The following is a 19613-nucleotide window of genomic DNA, read 5'->3' on the forward strand; positions in this document are numbered from 1 at the left end:
GGCCCTGAATTCGTCGGTTATGTTCCGTCTGCTCATTTCTCACCTCGGTTGGAGATTATCCCCTTTAGAGGTGTCCAGAGTCATTGGACCACTACAGTGCCGCCCCGCACAGGGGCAACACTAATAGACCACTAACAAATCAAGGAAAGGCCAAAGCCCAAAGCCCAAAGCCCAAAGCCCAAAGCCCAAAGCCCAAAGCCCAAAGCCCAAAGCCCAAAGCCCAAAGCCCAAAGCCCAAAGCCCAGCAACAAAAACCCAACCCCCTAACACCACAAAAAAAAACCGCGCCGCCAGGCAAAAAAACCAAAACCGCACATCCCGTGCCACAAAAAACCCGAAACTCCGCCCTGATAACGTCGTCTGACGCGAACGGACCCTCTACAATCGGAAGCGACCGCACCACGCCTCATCACCGGCAGTAAAAAGTGAAAGCGAACCGCGCAAGCGAACCCATAGGAGCGACCCTGATGCAGCAGCCAGAAGCCCTCGGCGGCCTATCCCACTCGGGCGGAATCGACCACCGCGAACCCGAGCCCGACGGCGCATTCATCCCGACGGAAAACCTCAACGTCGCCGCGGCCACCCAGCACGTGCTGAAGTCGGGCGACACTTTCATCGTCAACGATCCCCTCGGCGATATCACCGGCCGCGACGACGGCCTGTTCGTCAACGACACCCGCGTCCTCTCGCAACTCCGCCTCACCTTCGGCGGCCGTGCGCCGTCGCTGCTGTCGGGCAGCGTCAGCAGCGACAACACCTCGTTCACCGCGCACCTGACCAACCGTCCGTTGCCGCCGCTCGGCGGCGACAGCACGCCGGAAGGCGTGATCCACGTCGAGCGCATACGCGTGCTCTCGGGCACCGTGCTCAACGAAGCCATCGAACTCACCAACTACGGCACGAGCGATGCCGTGGTGCCGCTGTCCATCTCCTTCGCCAGCGACTTCCGCGACATGTTCGAAGTGCGCGGCCTGACGCGCGACAAGCAGGGCCGCATCCAGCCGGCGCGGGTCGAGAACCGCGAGGTGCTGCTCGGCTATCTCGGCCTCGACGACGTGGCGCGCAACGTCCAGATCGCCTTCTCGCCGGAGCCGGACAAGCTCTTTGCCGATCGCGCCGACTACACGGTGAAACTGCCGGCGCAGGCGTGCGTGTCGATTTATCTGTCGGTTGCCGTGCAGGTCGTCGCGAAGTCGGACAGGCCGAGCGCCGATGTCTCCCAACCCTTGCATCCGTTGAGCGAGGCCCATCTGTCGCAAATCGACGCGGAGCGTCCACGCGTGGGCCGCGCCGCGGTGCGCGCGGCGCTGGTCGACGCCCACCTCGTCATGCGCGAACGGCGCCGCGTCACCGCGCGCGTGCGTTCGAGCAATCCGCTCTTCAACGCATGGATCGACCGCTCGTTCGCCGACCTCGGCCTCCTGACCACCGACCTAGCCACCGGCCCGTATCCGTACGCCGGCATCCCGTGGTTCTCGACGCCGTTCGGCCGCGACGCGGTCATCACGTCGCTGCAGACACTGTGGCTTCAACCGCAGCTGGCGGCCGGCGTGCTGCGCTTTCTCGCCGAGCATCAGGCGCGTGAGAATTCGCCGTTTCGCGACGCCGCGCCGGGCAAGATCATGCACGAGATGCGCAAGGGCGAAATGGCCGCCACCGGCGAGGTGCCGTTCGCGCTCTACTACGGCGGCGTCGACAGCACGCCGCTCTTTATCGTGCTGGCCGGCGCCTACGCGGCGCGCACCGGCGACCTCGCGCTGGTCGACGAGTTGTGGCCGGCGCTGGAGCGCGCGGCGCATTGGGTCGCGGGCGTGTGCGACAAGAACCGCCATGGCTTGCTGGACTACCAGCGCGAGTCGGCCGGCGGGCTCGCGAATCAGGGCTGGAAGGACAGCCACGATTCGGTGTTTCACGCCGACGGCCGTTTTCCCGACGGCCCCATTGCGCTCGTCGAAGTGCAGGCGTATGCGAGCGCCGCGTTCGACACGATGGCGCACTTCGCGAAGCTGCGCGGCCTGCATGAACCGGCAAAGCACTATAAGGCGCGCGCCACGCGCATCCGCGAGTGCGTCGAGCAAAAGTACTGGATGGAGGAATCGGGTTTTTACGGCATCGCGCTCGACGGCCACGGCGAACTGTGCCGCGTGATGGGCTCGAACGCGGGGCACCTGCTCGCCTTCGGTCTGCCGACGCGCGAGCGCGGCGAGTCGGTGGTGCGCGCGCTCGACTCCGCGCTGTTCCACACCGGCTGGGGCGTGCGCACGCTGGCCGCCAGCCAGTCGCGTTTCAACCCGATGGCGTATCACAACGGCTCGGTCTGGCCGCACGACAACGCGATCTGCGCGCGCGGCCTGTCGCGCTACGGCGGCAAGGCGTCGGCGGTGCGGTTGCTGCAGGCGTTGTTCGAGGCCGCGGTCAACTTCGACATGCGCTTGCCGGAACTCTTCTGCGGTTTCCCGCGGCGCCGTGGCGAGCCGCCCACCGCTTATCCGGTCGCCTGTTTGCCGCAGGCATGGGCTGCGGGTTCGCCGTTCATGATGCTCGAAGCATGCCTTGGCATCACCATCGACGCGGAGCGCCGCGAAGTGCTGATCGAGCAGCCCATGCTTCCCGAAGGTATCGACTGGCTCGAACTCGGCGACTTGCGAGTGGGCGATGCGTCGGTGTCGATCACGTTCCGGCGCATCGGCGAGAAGGTGGTCGCCTCGGCCGAGCAGGGCGATGTGCGAGTGGTCGCGCTGCTATAGCGCGGGCGTCCGGTGTTTTCCGTCGTCGTGCCGGACGCCGTCAGTGTGTGTCTAGCTCCCGCCGAAAAAGAGGTCGCATTGCGGGCCCGTGCCACAGGGTCTTGCACGTTTGGCGCCGGCTTGCATTTTCGTATCGGGCATGCCGCCGTATGCCTGGGTCGCCGCGCCGGGGGCGGCATCCTGGGTCGTGGCGTTTTGCTGCGCGGCAGGCTGCGGCGTATCGGGCATCCCTTGCGAATGCGCGAAGCCGGCGAGGACAAACAAGCCTGCTGCGGAAGCAATCATCAATCGTGTTTTCATGTTGGCTCCTGGAAAACATCGGGTTTTCGATCCATGCGCATGGACATTCGCGAGCGCCGAAATCGTCGTCTACCTGGGATCGTCGGACGCGCGCGTCCTTCGGGTCTGCGGGGCTGATGCCCGAGACCCAGGTTCAGGTTGTCGGAAAAGAGAAGTGCAGTGCGCCGAGCGGAGTTGCCGGACGGAGAGTGGCGTGCGAACTGGCAGTGTCGACGAATTTTGTGGACCGCCGACACGTAATAATCGCCCTGCATCTACGTTATAGGGCGCGCGCTGCGCAAGCGGTAGTGAATCTTCGCGTGGCGGTCCGCCAGCGAGCACGCAAGCGGCTTTTTACGCCAGCCCGGGTTCAATAGCCGGCCGGCTGGCGGATTTGGCCAGCGGCCGGGGTAACGGGAAGGGCATCCGCCAGGTCGAACCGCGCGCGGCTCGATCCTCATCGAAGCCGCTGCTCAGATAGGCGAAGCCGGCAGCACGTAGTTGAGCGGAACGAACGCGCTGCTGCAATCGACGGGCGTCGCATTGCCCGGCGAACCCGACACCGTCACGTCATTCGAGGTCGACGTCACGATCTCATTCGAAAAGCTCACGGGACCCGGACCGAGCGTATAGTGCGTCGCGATGTCCTTGTCGAAAAGCGGCTGCGTGCCGTCGAACACGACATTGTTCAATGCAATGACGAGCGGATTCTTTTGACCGTTTTGCTCGTAGCCCTGGAACGTGATACGGCCTCCACCGTATTGCGTGCTGCCCAGATAGTGCAAGCCGCTGATCGTGATGCCGGTGAAGTTGGGATACAGCGTGCCCGTCGACGAACTGTAGAACGGATCGAATACCAGCGGCCGGGCAACGTTGCGCATGCACACCTGGCTGTAGGCGACGTTGCTCACCTTGCCGCCACGCGATGAATCCGACTTGATACGCAAGCCGTTTCCACTGGGACTATCGTTGCCGTCGATCGTCATGTCGGTGACGGAAACATGGCTCACGCCGGCATTCGTCTCGCTTCCGATCGACATGCCGTGTCCATAGTAGAAGTGGTTGTGCGCGAATGTCAGATTGTTGCTGCCGGGCGATTTGCTCGCCTTGATCGCCACATGGTCGTCCCCCGTGCTGATGTACGAGTAGGCGAGCAGCACATTGCTCGACTGGCCGGGGTCGAAACCATCGGTGTTCTTCGCGGTCTCCGGCGTGAAACAGGTGGCGGGCGTGATCGCGTCCGGCGTGGTGCCGGCCGGACAGGCGTAACCGCTCACGCTATATGCGAGGCTCGGAGTAAGGATCTTGATGTTCCATGCCGTCACGCCGGCGACGCCATCGGTGACCACGTGAAAGTTCGGCGAATTCTGCAACGTAACGCGATAGAGCGTAAATGCGGAGCCGCCGGTTATCTGCACGAGCCGCGGGTTCTGCTGGTAGAGCCCCGCCGTCTTGTTCTGGTACGCGACGTCCCACCAGGTACGCGCGCCCGCATTCGGACCACGGGTGAGCAGGCTGCCGCCGCGGCCGTCGATGGTGCCGTCGCCCACGATCGAACTGCCCGCCGTGCTCTTCGCGAGAATGAGCGGATTGCACGATTTGATGTTCGACGCCGTCGCGGTGCCGCACGTTCCCACGCCATTGTCGAAGTCAGCGGGATTGCGCGACGCGAAGAGCGTCACCCCGCCGTCGATCCACAACGACACGCCCGACTTGAGCGTAAGCGGACCGCTGAGAAAGGCCGATTCGCCCGAGGCGCCCTTCGTGAGTTTGACGGCCTGGCCGGACGGGCATGCGTCGATCGCGGCCTGGATGCGCGCCGTATCCGGTTGGGAGAATGACGCGTTCGCATCCGCGAAATCGATCGAGCCCATGACGGGTGTCAGCGATGCGGCGATCGGTTTGCAAACGGCCGCGGGCAATGACGGCTCGTTGACTGTTCCCCATTGCGTCGTAACGGGCGCCGACGTGTCCGTCCACGTACTCGCCGCTGAAGCGGATTCAGCGGATAGCGCAGCCGACAGCACCAACGCGCAAATCGTGACGCGTGATACGGACGTCATGCAATACGATTCCCTGAATGGCGATTCGCGTTTTTTCAATTGTCTTTTCCTTTTTATGGATTCAGCTAATCAACGGCGATTGGCTCATGACGCGATATCGGCTCGCGGCGCTAGAACGTCGTGAGTTCCATATTGACCGGAGCGCACGGCGCATCGTTTATCGTGCGAAAAGCTTTGCGCAAGCGGCGCGCCGTATATCCATCGAGTACGCGATCTTACCGTGCCAATATTTCAAAAAAGCCATCTGCTTTCGCTCAGGATTTCCTTATTGTCTTGTGAGGGAATGTTGATGCAACGCGTGGCGGGACCATTCGAGAGCGGGCCTAATCGGCAAAAAAAGCAGCCACGTAAATGACGAGCTTTCGCCTGTGTACAACATATTGCGGTCATTGACCTCCGCGGCCTTATGGGATTGCTCAAGATGATCGTTTCAAATGGCACCGAATGATTGCCGGGGATACCCATGGGGATTTGCATATCCACGAACCGCTCCAGCAGCGCTGGAGATGAAACGCCGGGCACGACGACCCATGCCGCGACAGCTAGTCCGGAGCAGCGGCGAAGTCGCTCGCTGGGGGCGCGGCCAACAGGCCTATCGTCCCGTCCCCCGAGTCCACCCGAGGCAATCGAGCGTGAGCTTCCTCATGGGGTAGGCACCGCGTTGAGTGCCTATGTGGATGCCACGAGCCTTGGCCGGCTCGCAATGACCAGCCGCTCGGCGACAGTCTGGTTGCCCGAAGCGCTGGGGCGCATCGAATCGATTGCCGCAGCCGTCGTCAGCGAGATCGAGGCGTTTTCCAACCCGGCTGCCCAAGGATTAAGCGGGACCTCGCCAGCGCTTCGCCGCATCGGCGAACTCCCTCCCGATCGTCGTGCCCAGCTTCTCGAAACTGCCGTGTCCAGGTATGTGCTGCAATTCGGCGGCGACGGCGACGAGGGGATCGTTGCTTCGCGCAGCCGGTTCGGGGAGCTGTGCAATCAGGTCCAGGCACTCCCTCGCGACGAGCGCTTCACTCAATTGGTATCCGGGTTGGCGAGAGACGCGTTGGCGGAAACCTACCATACCGGACAGCAGTGGAACATGCTCAATACGATCGAACCGTTGCGGCAGGTTCTGCCGCTCATTGCCGCTTTGCCGAAGAGAGAGCGGCACTCGCTCGCCAGTTACCTCAGAAGCAATGTCGTTCATCTGATCCGCCCAGCGGACCGGAATGACGCCGTCATCGCGATCAATCGCGCGGTCGGGCATCGCCGCCGCGGCAATCTCTGTGGCGCGGTAGAAGATTGATCGGACCGTTGCGAATCGTTTGCGTGAATTCGGGAAGCCGCTCATAACCTTATGAACTTTGCTTGGTTGCCGTGCGCCGCGCGGCCCGCTAACGTCGAATCATTTGGCAAGCGGCTCACTCAACCTCTCATCTGGCAAGCTTATGGATTCTCGCGATACATCGGGCTCTTCTATTTCAACGGACGCTTCGGACACACCGGCAGCCTTCGACTCGCTCGATCCACGCCGGCGCACGCTGCTGAAAGCCGCTGCCGCAAGCGCGGCAGCCCTGGCCGCTGGGGCGCCCTGGTCCGTGCAACGGGCTCTGGCTCAGACGCCGTCCAAGGGTAAAACCTTGCGGATCGGCTTTCAGAAATACGGCAACTTCGTGGTGTTGAAAGCGCGTGGCACGTTGGAGAAGCGGCTGGCCGCCCAGGGCGTGTCCGTGCAATGGCTCGAATTTCCCGCGGGGCCTCAGCTTCTCGAAGGCTTGAATGCGGGCGCGGTGGATGTCGGCTCGGTCGGAGAGACACCGCCGATTTTTGCTCAGGCCGGCGGGGTCGAATTCGCGTATATCGGCCACGAGCCGCCGGCGCCCAAGGGCGAGGCGATCGTCGTGCCGCATGATTCGCCGATTCGCTCGGTGAAGGATTTGCGCGGCAAGAAAGTCGCGCTGAACCGCGGATCGAACGTGCACTTTCTGCTGGTCAAGGCCTTGCAGAATGCGGGGCTTTCATACAGCGACATTCAGCCCGCGTTTCTGACACCGGCCGACGCGCGCGCGGCCTTCGTGCAAAACAGTGTCGACGCATGGGTGATCTGGGACCCGTACCTGGCCGCTGTCGAGCGGCAGGCGAACGCGCGGGTGATCGCCAATGGCGAAGGTCTCGTGCGCAATACGCAGTACTACGCCGCCGCGCGCAAGTTCGCCGACACGCAGCCGCAGTTGCTGCGCGAACTCCTCGCCGAACTCGATCAGGTGGATCGATGGAGCCGCGACAATATTCCAGCCGTCGCCAGCCAGTTAGCGCCGCTCGTCGGTCTCGACGCGGCCACGCTCGAGGTGGCGCTGCAGCGCACGAGCTACGGCGTGCAGCCGGTCGATGCGGCGACGCTCGACTACCAGCAACAGATCGCCGACACGTTCACCAGTTTGAAGCTGATCCCGAAGAAGCTGGTGGTGGCGGATGCGAAATGGCGTGCCGCCTAGATGTCACCGGACCTCGCGCAACAGCGGGGTCCGCCTGGCCGACGTAACGATCATGGCCCAACAGGCGTGTGCGCGATGCCGGCCAGATATTCCCACGGATAAATGCCTTGCGCGTGCCCATCGCTGAACACGATCCGCACGCCGTAGCCCATCGGCTGAATCTCGACAATCGCGATATGCGGCCCGCTTCGCGGCGCCGCGCCCGATTGTGCCATGCGGCGACAGGTCGAGCAGGGGCACCGCTCCCTGAGCGTCGCGTTGTCGATCCATTGAGTCTGTCCTTCATGCCACGTCAGCGAAAGTCGCGCTGTCGCGGCATGAAGGGTGACGCGTTCGGGCGCATGCATCAGTCAGTGTCCTTGTCGATCTGCGCCAGCGCGATGCGCACGGCTTTGCGCACTTCCGGATCGGGATCGGTCGCGGCGGCCTGCAAGAGCGGCAGCGACGCGCGGTCGCGGAGTTCGCCGAGCGACAAGGCGGCTTCCTTGCGCAGATTGCTGATGGCATGCGTGAGCAGCACGGCGATCACGGCGCCAGTCGTCGCATCGCGGAGCTTGCCTAGCGCCCGGACCGCCTGCAAACGCACTTGCCAGTAGTCGTCATCGAGAGCCGTGATCAGCGGGTCGCGTGCCTCCGCCGCGCGCAGTTTGCCGAGCGTGGCCGCGGCTTCCTCGCGGACCTGCCAGGCGGAGTCGCGCAGTGCGCGAAGCAGCGTGACGATGGTTTGCTCCGTGTCCGCCGCTTCGACACCCAACGCGCCGATCGCCGCGCGACGCACGGCGGCGTTCGGATCGTCCGTCGCAATGACGGTAAGGGGGCCGAGCGCGCGCTCGCTCTTCAACCAGCCGAGCACGCTCACTGCTTCCAGCCGCACACCGTCTTCGCTCGCCGTCAGCGCGGCCAGCGCGGGGGCGAGCGCACCCGCATGGCGCAGTTCGCGCAAACCGCGCAGCGCCGCCTGGCGCACGAACGGATCGCGATGGCCGGCCCACGGCGCGAGCAGCGGCCCCGAGCGCGGGTCCTTCAGATTCGACAGACTCTGCGCGGCGGCCGCGCGCACGTCGTCGGCACGATCGGTCAACGTTTCGCAGAGCGCCTGAACCACGTCGGCGCGTTCCCACGCGCCGAGCACCTGGGCGGCCTGCGCGCGCACTTGCGGCGACGCGTCGTGGCGCAACGCGGCGACGATCGGCCCGAGCACCGCTTCGTCCTCGAGGTCGGCGAGCGCCAGCAGGGCGATGCGGCGCACCGCGGCGTCCGCGGACGCGAGGCGCGGCAGTAGTTCGGCGGCTTCGGGATCGAGCGAATCGGGGTCGAACGTAAGCGGAAGCGAAATATCGGTCATGAGCTGAAAGAGGTCTGAAGTGAGCCGATGCAGCAGGTGCGTTCAATGCGCGAGTCGATCGTGCGTTGCATGCGTGGCGTGCGTTGCATGCGTTCCTTCGCGGCTAGCGCAGCAGATACGGAATATCGACCCTGACCGCCCCGGTCGGGCAATCTTTCTCGCATGGCATGCAGTACCAGCATTCGTCGAACTTCATGTACGCCTTGCCCTTGCTCAGATCGATCGCAAGCAGATCGAGCGGGCAGACGTCGACGCAAACGGTGCAGCCTTTGTCGGCGATGCATTTGTCTTCATCGATCGTGACGGGCGCGGCGCTGCGCTGAAAAATGTCGTGCGGTGTGGTGGACATGGTCGCTCCTCAAGCGTCGGCAAGCGCGGGTTCGCCGATGCGCAGGTTCTGATAGGCGTGGCTCTCGCGATCGTCGAGCGGCACCACGTACGGTTGCACGGCGCGTTTCTCGCTGACCATGCGGCCCGTTGCGTCCTTTTTTAAATGTGTATGGCAAAACCACTCCGCGTCGTTGCGCTGCGGATAATCGACGCGATGGTGGTACAAGCCCCAGCGGCTTTCCGTGCGATACAGCGATGCATGCGCCGCCATTTCCGCGCAGTCGCGAATCGCCCGAACCTCGGCGGCGCGCATCAGTTCGTGCGGGTTGTCGGCCTTGATCTGCTCGATGTCGGCGGCGATTTCGGCGAAGCGTTGCAGGCCGATTTCCATCTTGCGCGTGACCTTCGGCGGTTGAAGATAGTCGTTCACCATGCGGCGCAGCTTGTATTCGACCTGCGCCGGAGCGAGCCCCGTCTCCCGTTCGAGCGGCGCGTAGATGCGTGTCCGCTCGGCGTCGATCTGCTCGCTATCGAGGGCCGCATGTTCACGGCGTTCGACGTATTGCGCGGCGTTGCGGCCCGCGAACCAGCCATAGGTGAACGCGCCGAGCATATAGTTGTGCGGCACCGCGGCCATGTCGCCGGCCGCGTAGAGACCGGCAACCGTGGTCTCGGCGCGCTCGTTCACATAGACGCCGGAGGCGCTATGGCCGCTGCAAAAGCCGATCTCGGAGATGTGCATTTCGATCATCTGCTGGCGGTAATCGGTGCCGCGTCCCGCATGAAAGCGTCCGCGGCTCGGGCGCTCGTTGGTGTGCAGGATCTGCTCGATCGTTTGAATGGTTTCCTCGGCGAGATGGTCGAGTTTCAGAAACACCGGACCATTGCCGCTCTGCAACTCCTGATAGAACTCCCACATCATCTGACCGCTCCAGTAATCGCACTCGATGAAGCGTTCGCCCTTGCCGTTCGCCGTGAAACCGCCGAGCGGGCCGGTCACGTAAGCGCAGGCGGGGCCGTTGTAGTCCTTGATGAGCGGGTTGATCTGGAAACACTCGAGGTTGGCTAACGCAGCGCCGGCGTGATAAGCCATCGCGTAACCGTCGCCGGCGTTGGTGGGATTTTCATAGGTGCCCATCAGGTAGCCGGACGCGGGCAAACCCAATCGTCCCGCGGCGCCGCAACTGAGAATGACCGCCTTGGCGCGCACCACGTAAAAATCCGCCGTGCGGCAATCGAAACCCAGCACGCCGCACGCGCGTCCTTGCGCATCGGTCAGCACGCGCGTAACGACAATGCGATTGGTGATCGCAACGCGCGCGCGTTTGAGCTGCCTGTAGAGCACTTTCTTGATGTCGTGACCTTCCGGCATGGGCAGAACATACGAGCCCATGTGGTGCACTTTCTTCACCGCGTAGTCGCCGGTGCCGTCTTTCTCGAACTTCACGCCCCAGCGGTCGAGTTCCTCGATCGTCTTGAAGCTGTGCCGGGCGTAGGCGTACACGGCCGCCTGATCGACGATACCGTCGTTGGCGATGGTGATTTCCTTCGTGTATTGCTCGGGCGTCGCATGGCCGGGGATAACCGCGTTGTTCAGGCCGTCCATGCCCATCGAAATCGCGCCGCTGCGCTTGACGTTGGCCTTTTCGAGCAGTAGTACCTTGAGATCGGGGTTCTGCTCTTTCGCCTTGACGGCGGCCATCGGACCGGCGGTCCCGCCGCCCACCACCACCACGTCGTACTCGATCACGTGTGTGTTCATTGCGTGTTCCTTGTGCTGTTCGGTTCTTTTTGACGGTCGACGCGCAAACGGTAGCGAAACGCATCGCCGCGAAAATAGAGGTATTCGTAATCGATCGGCGTGCCGTCCGCGGCGTGCGTGAGGCGTTCGATCCGAAGTACCGGGCTGCCTTCGTCCACGCTCAATGCTGCGGCGATTTCGTCGTCGGCCAGAATGGCGTCGATCGAGACGTCGGCGTGGCCGAGCGGCACGCCGCAATCGTTCTCCAGAATCAGAAAGATGTCGCGCGTGACGAGGTCGGCGTTGGCTAGGCGCTTGCCCAATGCTTCCGGCACCCACGTGATTTCGAGCGAGACCGGTTCGCGATCGAGCAGCCGCACACGACGGATTTCGGCGACCTTTGCGCCTTCCGGCAGATCGAGGCGACCGGCGATTCGCGCGTTGGCGGCGATGAAGCGGATCTGTCTGACCTGGTTGACGATTTCGTATCCCATCGACGACATCGCTTCGGCGAAGCCTTGCAACGCGCTGACGTTCTGAAAGGCTTTCGGTTTGGAGACGAAGGTGCCCTTGCCGTGAAGCTTGAAGACAAGGCCTTCTTTCTGCAGATCGCCGAGCGCCTGGCGCACGGTGATGCGGCTGACGTTGAACATCGCGCACAGTTCGTTTTCAGACGGCATCCGCGCGTGCGCGGCATAACTGCCGTTCAGGATGCGCAGTCGCAGTTCCGTCTTGATCCGCTCGTAGAGCGGCGGCGCGGGAAGGGGCAGCACGATGGCCGGGGTGGGTTGTTGCATGGTGTCGTCGGGTTGCCTGTACTTGTTATGACAAGTTGCTTCACAGTCTAGTGACGGAGCGTTGGCGGGCGAACCAAGAATTTGTGGTTTGCTTTTCTGCGGTGACGCGTTGGAGTCGCTGTCCGCTTTCAAATCGATTGCATGACTTCGCGGACTCGCGCACCGGCTACAATCGGGCCTCCGTCAAAGGCTGACCCGAAGGCTCAAATGGAAATCAAATGGATAGAAGATTTCATCGCCCTTGCTCAGTACCAAAGCTTTTCGCGGGCAGCGGAGTTTCGCAATGTCACTCAGTCGGGCTTTAGTCGCAGGATTCAGTCGCTTGAACAATGGGTCGGCGCCGAGCTGATCGACCGCAGCAGCTTTCCGCCGGTCCTCACACCAGCCGGCCAACTGTTTCGCGAAGTCGCCGAAGACATTCTGGCCCGGCTATTCGATACGCGGGCCATCATCCGTACCGAGCAGCGCATCGCGGGCAAGAGCCTGCAGATTTGCGCGGGGCACACCATCGCTCTGAACTTCCTGCCGACATGGCTCAAGGCGCTCGCTCCTCAATTCGGCGAAGTGCGTGCTCGTGTGATCCCGACAAACGTTCACGACTCGATTCTCATGCTCGTGAACGGCAACTGCGAGCTGATGTTCGCCTATCATCATCCTGAACTGCCTCTGCACCTGGATCCCGCCAGGTATGAGCATGTCACGGTCGGTCTCGATACCCTGATGCCGGCCAGCCGACCCAACGAGCGGGCCGGCCCGAAGTTCCGCCTGCCGGGGACGAAGCAACGTCCGCTACCGCTTATCTCCTACACCGAGACCAGCTACTTTGGACGGTGCCAGGCCTTGCTGTTGAAGCGGACCTCGGACGCGTTGTCATTGCGTCTGCACTACGAGTCCGACATGGCGGAGGTTCTCAAGAAGCTGGTAATGGAAGGAGAGGGGGTGGCGTGGCTGCCGAGGAGCACCATTGCAAGGGAACTTGCCGATGGTGAACTCGTTCCGGCGGGACCCGCGAGCTGGCAGTTGCAGATGGAACTGCGCGCCTACCGCGACTCGACCAATCGCAGCCAATTTCTCGACACGCTCTGGCATCATCTCGGCGCCGGCGCGGCGGCGCTGGAATAGGGTTTTCCCACGTTATGCGAAACGCGCATGAGCGCATGCCGCAACAGCATTAGCGTTTTTTTTGACCTCTCTACCATCCGTTCCACGATGAAAGCGGCGCTGCCCGCGTCGCTCTCATCCCTTCTTTTGCGCGTGGCGGTCACTTCGGCCGCCGGCGCCGCCACAGGACGGATGAACATGAAGAATCGCCTTACTCTGAGCATCGCAGCCGCGATGCTTCTCGGGATCCTGGCCGGCTACGTGTGCCACACGTCCGTCACCGACCCCGCTACCCTTAAAGCAGTGGCCGGTTACTTTTCCATCGTCACGGATATTTTCCTGCGACTGATCAAGATGGTCATCGCGCCGCTCGTTTTCGCCACGCTCGTCTCGGGCCTCGCGGGGATGGATAGCAACGGCGACGTCGGCCGTATCGGACTGCGCTCGGTTGCATGGTTCGTCAGCGCGTCGATCGTCTCGCTCGGCATCGGCCTCGTCATGGCCAATGCGTTGCAACCCGGCGCCGGACTGCATCTGACGGTGGGTGCCGGCGAGGTGAGCACAGGGCTCAACACCTCGGCGCTGAACGTCAAGGACGTCGTCACGCACGCGTTTCCGACCAGCCTGTTCGATGCGATGGCGCGCAACGACATTCTGCAGATCCTGGTCTTTTCGCTTTTCCTTGGCGTCGGTCTCAGCGCGCTCAAGCGTGACTCGCGTGTCGGCATCGTCATTCAGGCGATCGACGGAATGGTCCCGGTCATGCTGCGGCTGACGAACTACGTGATGCGCGCGGCGCCGCTCGGGGTGTTCGGTGCGATCGCGTCGACGGTGACGTTGCGCGGCCTCGACGTGATCTACACGTACGGCAAGCTGATCGGCTCGTTCTATCTTGGGCTGTTCGTACTGTGGGCCATTCTCATCGCCATCGGATATGCGTTTCTCGGTCGCAAAGTGGTGAGTCTGCTGAAGGCTGTGCGCGAGCCGGCGATGATCGCCTTCTCCACCGCCAGCAGCGAGGCGGCCTATCCGCGTCTTACCGAGCAACTGGAGAAGTTCGGCGTCGACAAGAAAGTCGTCGGCTTCACGCTGCCACTGGGTTACGCATTCAACCTCGATGGTTCGATGATGTGCCAGGCATTCGCGGCGATTTTCATCGCCCAGGCCTTCGGTGTCGATATGCCCGTTTCGCAGCAGATATTCATGCTGCTGATTCTCATGTTGAGCAGCAAGGGAATGGCAAGCGTGCCGCGCGGATCGGTGGTGGTGGTCGCGGCTGTCGCGCCGATGTTTCATCTGCCCGCTGCCGGCGTCGCGTTGGTTCTCGCCATCGACCAGGTTCTCGACATGGGCCGCACGATGACCAACGTGATCGGCAACAGCGTCGCCACCGCCGTGATCGCGAAATGGGAGGCCGCGCGCGAACCGGCGCCGGGCGACATGGCGTTCGAGCCGGCGGAGGTCGAGGCTCGATGAGCGCCGCCCCGATGAAGAGCAGGCGCAAGCTGGGCGTGGTGGGCGGCTTGGGTCCACTGGCCAGTGCCGACGTATTTTTCAAACTGGTGAAGGCGACGCCGGCCTTGTCCGACGCCGAACATGCCGACATCATTTTCGAGCAGCGTCCGTTCAGGGGTTCGGGTTCCGGCAGCGCCGCCACCACGGAGCGCAAGCTTTATATCTTCGACATGATCCGCGATTTCGAGAAGCGCGGCGTGAGCACGATCGTGCTGCCATGCTTTCTCAGTCATACCTTCATCGACGAGTTGAAGGCAAATACGAGTCCGCCGATCGCGAACATTGTCGACGCGGTTCGCAGCCATGTTCAGCGCAAGTTTCCCGACGCGAAACGTATCGGCGTGCTCGCATCCGACTACGTGCGCGAAATGCGGCTCTTTGAACGGTACTTTCCCGCTCCGCGATTCGAGGTGGTGCATCCCCGCGCACTCGGCGATACCGACCTCGTGACGCAAGCCGTCTATGGTGCCGACGGCATCAAAAGCGGCAATCTGGGCGGCCGTGCCGTCGCGCTGCTGCGTGCCGCCTGCGATGACCTGACCGATCAGGGCGTCGATGTGATCGTGCCGGGCATGACGGAGATTGCGCTCGTGGCCGAGGAAACGGGTCCGCTGAAAGTCCCGCTCGTCGACTCGAACATGGCGTATGCGCAATATGTCGTCTCAGACCGACCCGGCTCGCCCGATAGGGTTTTCAAGGTCGGCGTGGTGGGCGGTGTCGGCCCCGCTGCGACCGTCGATTTCCTCAACAAGATCGTCCGCAATACCCCGGCTTCGCGCGACCAGGATCACATCAAATTGCTGGTCGAACAGAACCCCCAGATTCCCGACCGAACGGAGAACCTTGTAGGCAACGGCGCGGACCCGACCATTTCACTCTACGCGACCTGCAAGAGGCTCGAAGACGGTGAAGCGGACCTCATCGCCATTCCATGCAACACGGCCCATGCGTTCGTCGACCGGATTCAGCCGTATCTCGGCATACCCATCGTCAACATGCTCACTGTCACCGTTGGCTATCTGCGCGAGGCGTTTCCCGGTTTGCGCGATGTCGGCGTGCTGGCGACGTCGGGCACGATCGACAGCGGCGTGTACAGAAAGGCGCTCGAATCGCGGGGACTGCGGCACGTGGCGCCAGGCCCCGCACTGCAGGCGCGCGTGATGGACGCCATCTACGGAAAGAAGGGCGTTAAAGCCGGCTTCACGACCGGCGAGTGTCAGGAGGATCTTGCCGCGGCCGTCGAAGGACTGATTGCCGAGGGCGTCGAGGTCATCGTCCTGGGATGCACCGAGCTTCCAATGCTTCTTCCGGACGGTGAATTCATCAGCGGCAATGGCGTGCGCGTGCGGCTCGTCGACCCCACCGAAGTGCTCGCGCGGCAGTGCGTCGCGCACGCGATGGGCGCCGCCGACTGAGCGCGCATCAGCCCTCGGGCCCCTGAAAAACAGCGATTTCTCCGCTCGGTTCGTGAACTGGGCGGCGCGCCCGGTTCGTCCTTTTTTTGCATCGGAGCATCACATGTCAACCCGCACTGAACGTATCGAACACGACCTCCTTGGCGATCTACCCGTCCCCGACGAGGCCTATTACGGCGTGCATACCCTGCGCGCGCTGCAGAACTTCCCGATCACGGGTATTCCCATCTCGACGTACCCGAATCTGGTGAATGCGCTCGCCAGCGTGAAGGAAGCAGCCGCGTTGGCCAATCACGATCTAGGTTTGCTGCCGGACCACAAGATGAAGGCCATCGTGCAAGCATGCCACGCGATTCGTAGCGGCGTCGCACATGACCAGTTCGTGGTCGATGTCATTCAGGGCGGTGCAGGCACATCCACGAACATGAATGCCAACGAGGTCATTGCCAATCTCGCGCTCGAGTACCTGGGCTATGGACGCGGCGACTACGCGGCGCTACACCCCAACGAGGACGTCAATCTTGGGCAAAGCACCAACGATGTCTACCCGACTGCACTGAAAATCGCGGCTTACATGGGCATTGTCCAACTCGTTCACGCGATGGCTGTGCTGCGTGCTTCATTCGAGCGCAAGGCGGAGGAATTCAAAAACGACCTGAAGATGGGGCGGACCCAGTTGCAGGACGCCGTGCCCATGACGCTGGGTCAAGAATTCAGCACGTTCGCCGTGATGCTCGGCGAGGACGAAGCGCGCTTGATGGAGGCTTCGACGCTGATCTGCGAAATCAATCTGGGGGCAACGGCAATTGGCACCGGCATTAACACGTCGCCCGACTACGCGCCGCTCGTGTGTCGCCATCTTGCCGGCATCACGGGAATTCCGGTCACCACTTCGCCGAATCTCGTCGAGGCCACGCAAGACGTCGGCTCCTTCGTGCAATTGTCGGGCGTGCTGAAGCGCGTGGCGGTCAAGCTCTCGAAGATATGCAATGACCTCCGGCTGCTTTCGAGCGGTCCTCGTGCGGGCTTTGGAGAAATCAACCTGCCTGCCGTTCAGGCGGGCTCGAGCATCATGCCCGGCAAGGTGAACCCGGTTATTCCCGAAGTGGTGAACCAGATTGCATTCGAAGTCATCGGCAACGACGTGACCGTCACCTTCGCGGCGGAAGCGGGGCAGTTGCAACTGAATGCGTTCGAGCCGGTGATCGCACACAGCCTCTTCAAGAGCGTTGCGCATTTGCGGGCGGGCTGTCTCACGCTGGCATCGAAGTGCGTGGACGGCATTACCGCGAACCGCGAACGACTGCAGGCGCTCGTCGAGAACTCCATCGGCATCGTGACCGCGCTCAACCCGTACATCGGCTATGTGAATGCGACCCAGGTCGCGCAGCAGGCACTCATCTCTGGCAGAGGCGTCGCGGAAATCGTTGTCGAGCGCGGCCTTCTCACGCGAGCGCAACTCGACGAGATCCTGCAACCCGCCATGCTGACCCAGCCGCGCCAGGCGATCGCATTCGACTGATCCGGTGATTCACACGCCGGGGCTGGGCGGGTTCCGCTTCGGTTGCCGGCATGCCGTGCCGACGAGCCCACATCCCGGTGACAGCGCTGTTGGATGCGATGCACCGGGTGGTAACATTTGTTGTCAACTTTCTCGGCCGCTTGCCCGGACCATCGCATGCCAGACAGCTTCGACCAGCTTGCCGTCCTGATCCGCGCGCGCTTCTCCGAACTGAGTCCGCAGTTTCAGATGGGGGCGGCCTTCCTGCTCGATCATCCCGACGAAGTCGCGGTCTCGTCGATGCGCAAGGTGGCCGAGCGCGCCCAGGTGCAACCGGCGTCGCTGGTGCGTTTGTCGCAGCAACTCGGTTTCCCCGGCTGGAATGAATTGCGCAACCTGTTCGTCGCGCGCGTGCGCACGCGGCCCGAGCCGCTCACCAGCCGCGCACGTTCGCTCGTCAAGTCCAAAGACGCGCTGGCGAACGATCTGCTGGTCGCGCAGCAGCACAATCTCGAAGTCACCGCCGCGCACAATGGTCGCGTGATCGTGGAAGCGGCACGGCTGTTGCGGCGCGCGCCGCATGTGCACGTGGCGGGGTTTCGCTCGTGTTACGCGGTGGCGTTCGGTCTCGTGTACGGCTACCGGTTGTTCCGTTCGTCGGTGTCGCTGCTCAACGGCGAGGCCGGCACGCTGGAAATGCAATTGCGCACGGTCGAACGCGACAGCGCGACCATCGTCATCAGCTTCGCGCCGTATTCGGTGGAGGCCGCGCGCGTGGCGGAAGCCGCACTGGAAAAGGGCAGCAAGCTGATTGCGATCACCGACAGCGCGGTCTCCCCCATCGCGCTCAATGCGGACAAGGTGCTGATTTTTTCGCACGAGAGTCCGTCGTTCTTTCCGTCACTGGTCGCGGCCACGGCGATTGCCGAGTCGCTGGTCGCGCATCTGCTCGCGCTCGAAGGCACGGATGCGGTCGAACAACTCGCCATCGCCGAACAGTCGCTGCATGCCAAGGGCGCCTACGTCCCCTGAGTTTCGCGTCTGAAACTGTTGATCTTCGCTGTCAGGCAGCGTTGCTCGATGCCATCGACAGCGCACTTGCCGCCGTTTGAAAACAACTCTGCAACTTGCGAGACCGACGATGACCGAACGTTTGCCTCATTTCGAACCGTCCGATGCCACGCCCGAACAGAAGGCGGTTCTGGACGAGATTTTGTCCGGGCCGCGCGGCAATCTGAACGGTCCGTTTCTCGGCTGGATTCATAGTCCCGAACTCGCGCAACACGCGCAGCGCCTGGGCGCGTTCTGCCGCTATCGGACAGGCTTGCCGCTGCGCCTGTCGGAACTGGCGATTCTGGTCACGGCGGCGCCCGGTTTTCGCTGATGCCGACGACGCGTTGATCCACGACTTCGCGAGCGAACTGTACGACACTCAACGCGTATCGGATGCGACCTATGCGAAGGCCGTCGAGCGCTTCGGGCATCAGGTGGTGATCAACCTGGTGGGTCTGCTCGGCTACTACGCGCTGGTCGCGATGACGCTCAACGTGTTCGACATGCGGGCGGCCGGGCAGGACAGCTTGCCCTTCGCCGGGTAGCGCAGTGCAGCATGCCGCCCGTCATGACGCCGACGCACGGAAGCGCCTATGATGAAGTCCGGTCCACGCCCGCGCCCACCGCGCCGCGCGAGACTCGCGACCCATGCCGACACCGCGGAACATTCGGGCGGGACCGTTGCGGCGGGCATCAGCTCAGGTCGTGGAGCGCGCGAAGCAGGGCACAAACAGGAGAGAGCGATGAAGCGCAAGGCATCAGCAGTCTGGCAAGGCGGCCTGCAAGACGGCAAGGGCTCGATTTCCACCGACAGCGGCGTACTCAAGGAGACCCAGTACTCGTTTTCCACGCGCTTCGCGGACGGCATCGGCACGAATCCCGAAGAACTGATCGCGGCTGCGCACGCGGGGTGTTTCTCGATGGCGCTATCGGCGGAACTGGGCAAGGCCGGCATCACGCCCGAACGTATCGGCACGACGGCCACCGTCACGCTCGATAAGGAGGGCGGCGGTTTTGCCATCACCGCCGTGCATCTGGACGTGGCGGTCAAGATTCCCGGCGGCGACAAAACCGCGTTCGACAAGGCCACCGCGGACGCCAAGGCGGGTTGTCCGGTGTCCAAGGTTCTGAACGCCACGATCACGATGGACGCCAAACTCGAAACCTGAGTTCGCGCCTGGGTGCGTACCCGGGTTCTTGCTGTTCCCAGGCTTTCTCAGGCCGTCGACGCAATGCGGCCGGCGCGCGG

General features: G+C 63.0%; 18 protein-coding genes and 1 pseudogene. 11 read left to right on the forward strand and 8 right to left on the reverse strand.

Annotated features, from left to right (window positions below; genetic code table 11):
- Positions 1-467 precede the first annotated feature (467 nt).
- On the forward strand, positions 468-2747 hold the full coding sequence (locus ACTJLC_RS11705; protein ID WP_114164487.1) for an amylo-alpha-1,6-glucosidase: 2280 nt from the start codon (positions 468-470) through the stop codon (positions 2745-2747).
- Positions 2748-2798: 51 nt separating this feature from the next.
- On the opposite strand, the gene ACTJLC_RS11710 is transcribed toward ACTJLC_RS11705, so the two are convergent.
- Together ACTJLC_RS11710 and ACTJLC_RS11715 are read right to left on the reverse strand one after the other, a co-directional pair.
- Positions 2799-3047: a hypothetical protein gene (locus ACTJLC_RS11710; RefSeq protein WP_073430007.1), complete on the reverse strand. Its 249-nt coding sequence runs from the start codon at positions 3045-3047 to the stop codon at positions 2799-2801.
- 452 nt (positions 3048-3499) lie between these two features.
- Complete coding sequence (locus tag ACTJLC_RS11715; protein ID WP_244220073.1) at positions 3500-4900, reverse strand: glycoside hydrolase family 28 protein; 1401 nt, start codon at positions 4898-4900, stop codon at positions 3500-3502.
- Here ACTJLC_RS11715 and ACTJLC_RS11720 point away from each other — a divergent pair.
- The 3 genes from ACTJLC_RS11720 (at position 4899) to ACTJLC_RS11730 (ending at position 7566) form a co-directional block, all read left to right on the forward strand.
- Complete coding sequence (locus ACTJLC_RS11720) at positions 4899-5213, forward strand: hypothetical protein (protein WP_310135260.1); 315 nt, start codon at positions 4899-4901, stop codon at positions 5211-5213. The two genes, ACTJLC_RS11715 and ACTJLC_RS11720, sit on opposite strands and share 2 nt — an antisense overlap.
- Before the next feature lie 537 nt (positions 5214-5750).
- The gene (locus ACTJLC_RS11725; RefSeq protein ID WP_114164489.1) at positions 5751-6377 is read left to right on the forward strand and encodes a hypothetical protein; all 627 of its coding nucleotides are present in this window, start codon (positions 5751-5753) and stop codon (positions 6375-6377) included.
- 142 nt (positions 6378-6519) lie between these two features.
- Complete coding sequence (locus ACTJLC_RS11730; RefSeq protein WP_440844047.1) at positions 6520-7566, forward strand: sulfonate ABC transporter substrate-binding protein; 1047 nt, start codon at positions 6520-6522, stop codon at positions 7564-7566.
- A 50-nt stretch (positions 7567-7616) separates the two neighbouring features.
- Here ACTJLC_RS11730 and ACTJLC_RS11735 read toward each other — a convergent pair whose 3' ends face one another.
- The 5 genes from ACTJLC_RS11735 to ACTJLC_RS11755 all read right to left on the reverse strand — a co-directional run bounded on the left by ACTJLC_RS11735 (position 7617) and on the right by ACTJLC_RS11755 (position 11779).
- Positions 7617-7913, reverse strand: coding sequence for a DUF971 domain-containing protein (locus ACTJLC_RS11735; protein WP_073430004.1), 297 nt, complete (start codon positions 7911-7913; stop codon positions 7617-7619).
- A complete protein-coding gene (locus tag ACTJLC_RS11740) occupies positions 7913-8911 on the reverse strand; it encodes a HEAT repeat domain-containing protein (protein ID WP_114164490.1) in 999 nt (332 codons plus the stop codon). The genes ACTJLC_RS11735 and ACTJLC_RS11740 overlap by 1 nt, the downstream gene beginning before the upstream one ends.
- A gap of 103 nt (positions 8912-9014) precedes the next feature.
- Positions 9015-9260 (reverse strand): 4Fe-4S dicluster domain-containing protein, encoded by a 246-nt coding sequence (locus tag ACTJLC_RS11745; RefSeq protein WP_073430002.1) that lies wholly within the window; start codon positions 9258-9260, stop codon positions 9015-9017.
- A 9-nt stretch (positions 9261-9269) separates the two neighbouring features.
- The gene (locus ACTJLC_RS11750; protein ID WP_310135256.1) at positions 9270-11003 is read right to left on the reverse strand and encodes a fumarate reductase/succinate dehydrogenase flavoprotein subunit; all 1734 of its coding nucleotides are present in this window, start codon (positions 11001-11003) and stop codon (positions 9270-9272) included.
- Entirely contained in the window at positions 11000-11779 is a 780-nt protein-coding gene (locus ACTJLC_RS11755; protein ID WP_310135254.1) for a GntR family transcriptional regulator, read from the reverse strand. The genes ACTJLC_RS11750 and ACTJLC_RS11755 overlap by 4 nt, the downstream gene beginning before the upstream one ends.
- A 207-nt stretch (positions 11780-11986) precedes the next feature.
- On the opposite strand from ACTJLC_RS11755, the gene ACTJLC_RS11760 reads away from it, so the two are divergent.
- On the forward strand, positions 11987-12901 hold the full coding sequence (locus tag ACTJLC_RS11760) for a LysR substrate-binding domain-containing protein (protein WP_310135252.1): 915 nt from the start codon (positions 11987-11989) through the stop codon (positions 12899-12901).
- On the opposite strand, the gene ACTJLC_RS11765 is transcribed toward ACTJLC_RS11760, so the two are convergent.
- A complete protein-coding gene (locus tag ACTJLC_RS11765) occupies positions 12868-13080 on the reverse strand; it encodes a hypothetical protein (RefSeq protein ID WP_310135250.1) in 213 nt (70 codons plus the stop codon). The genes ACTJLC_RS11760 and ACTJLC_RS11765 overlap by 34 nt on opposite strands.
- Here ACTJLC_RS11765 and ACTJLC_RS11770 point away from each other — a divergent pair.
- The 6 genes and pseudogenes from ACTJLC_RS11770 (at position 13079) to ACTJLC_RS11795 (ending at position 19533) form a co-directional block, all read left to right on the forward strand.
- Complete coding sequence (locus tag ACTJLC_RS11770) at positions 13079-14356, forward strand: dicarboxylate/amino acid:cation symporter (RefSeq protein WP_440844052.1); 1278 nt, start codon at positions 13079-13081, stop codon at positions 14354-14356. The two genes, ACTJLC_RS11765 and ACTJLC_RS11770, sit on opposite strands and share 2 nt — an antisense overlap.
- Positions 14353-15810, forward strand: coding sequence for an aspartate/glutamate racemase family protein (locus tag ACTJLC_RS11775; RefSeq protein ID WP_440844054.1), 1458 nt, complete (start codon positions 14353-14355; stop codon positions 15808-15810). Before ACTJLC_RS11770 ends, ACTJLC_RS11775 begins: the two co-directional genes overlap by 4 nt.
- A 103-nt stretch (positions 15811-15913) precedes the next feature.
- Positions 15914-17332, forward strand: coding sequence for an aspartate ammonia-lyase (gene aspA, locus ACTJLC_RS11780; protein WP_083086341.1), 1419 nt, complete (start codon positions 15914-15916; stop codon positions 17330-17332).
- 156 nt (positions 17333-17488) lie between these two features.
- Positions 17489-18343, forward strand: coding sequence for a MurR/RpiR family transcriptional regulator (locus tag ACTJLC_RS11785; RefSeq protein ID WP_073429995.1), 855 nt, complete (start codon positions 17489-17491; stop codon positions 18341-18343).
- 109 nt (positions 18344-18452) lie between these two features.
- Positions 18453-18909, forward strand: a pseudogene (locus ACTJLC_RS11790) (carboxymuconolactone decarboxylase family protein).
- A gap of 198 nt (positions 18910-19107) precedes the next feature.
- Complete coding sequence (locus ACTJLC_RS11795; RefSeq protein ID WP_073429993.1) at positions 19108-19533, forward strand: OsmC family protein; 426 nt, start codon at positions 19108-19110, stop codon at positions 19531-19533.
- The last annotated feature ends 80 nt before the right edge of the window (positions 19534-19613 follow it).

Source organism: Paraburkholderia sp. 22099 (assembly GCF_052045835.1).
Classification (GTDB): Bacteria; Pseudomonadota; Gammaproteobacteria; order Burkholderiales; family Burkholderiaceae; genus Paraburkholderia; species Paraburkholderia terricola.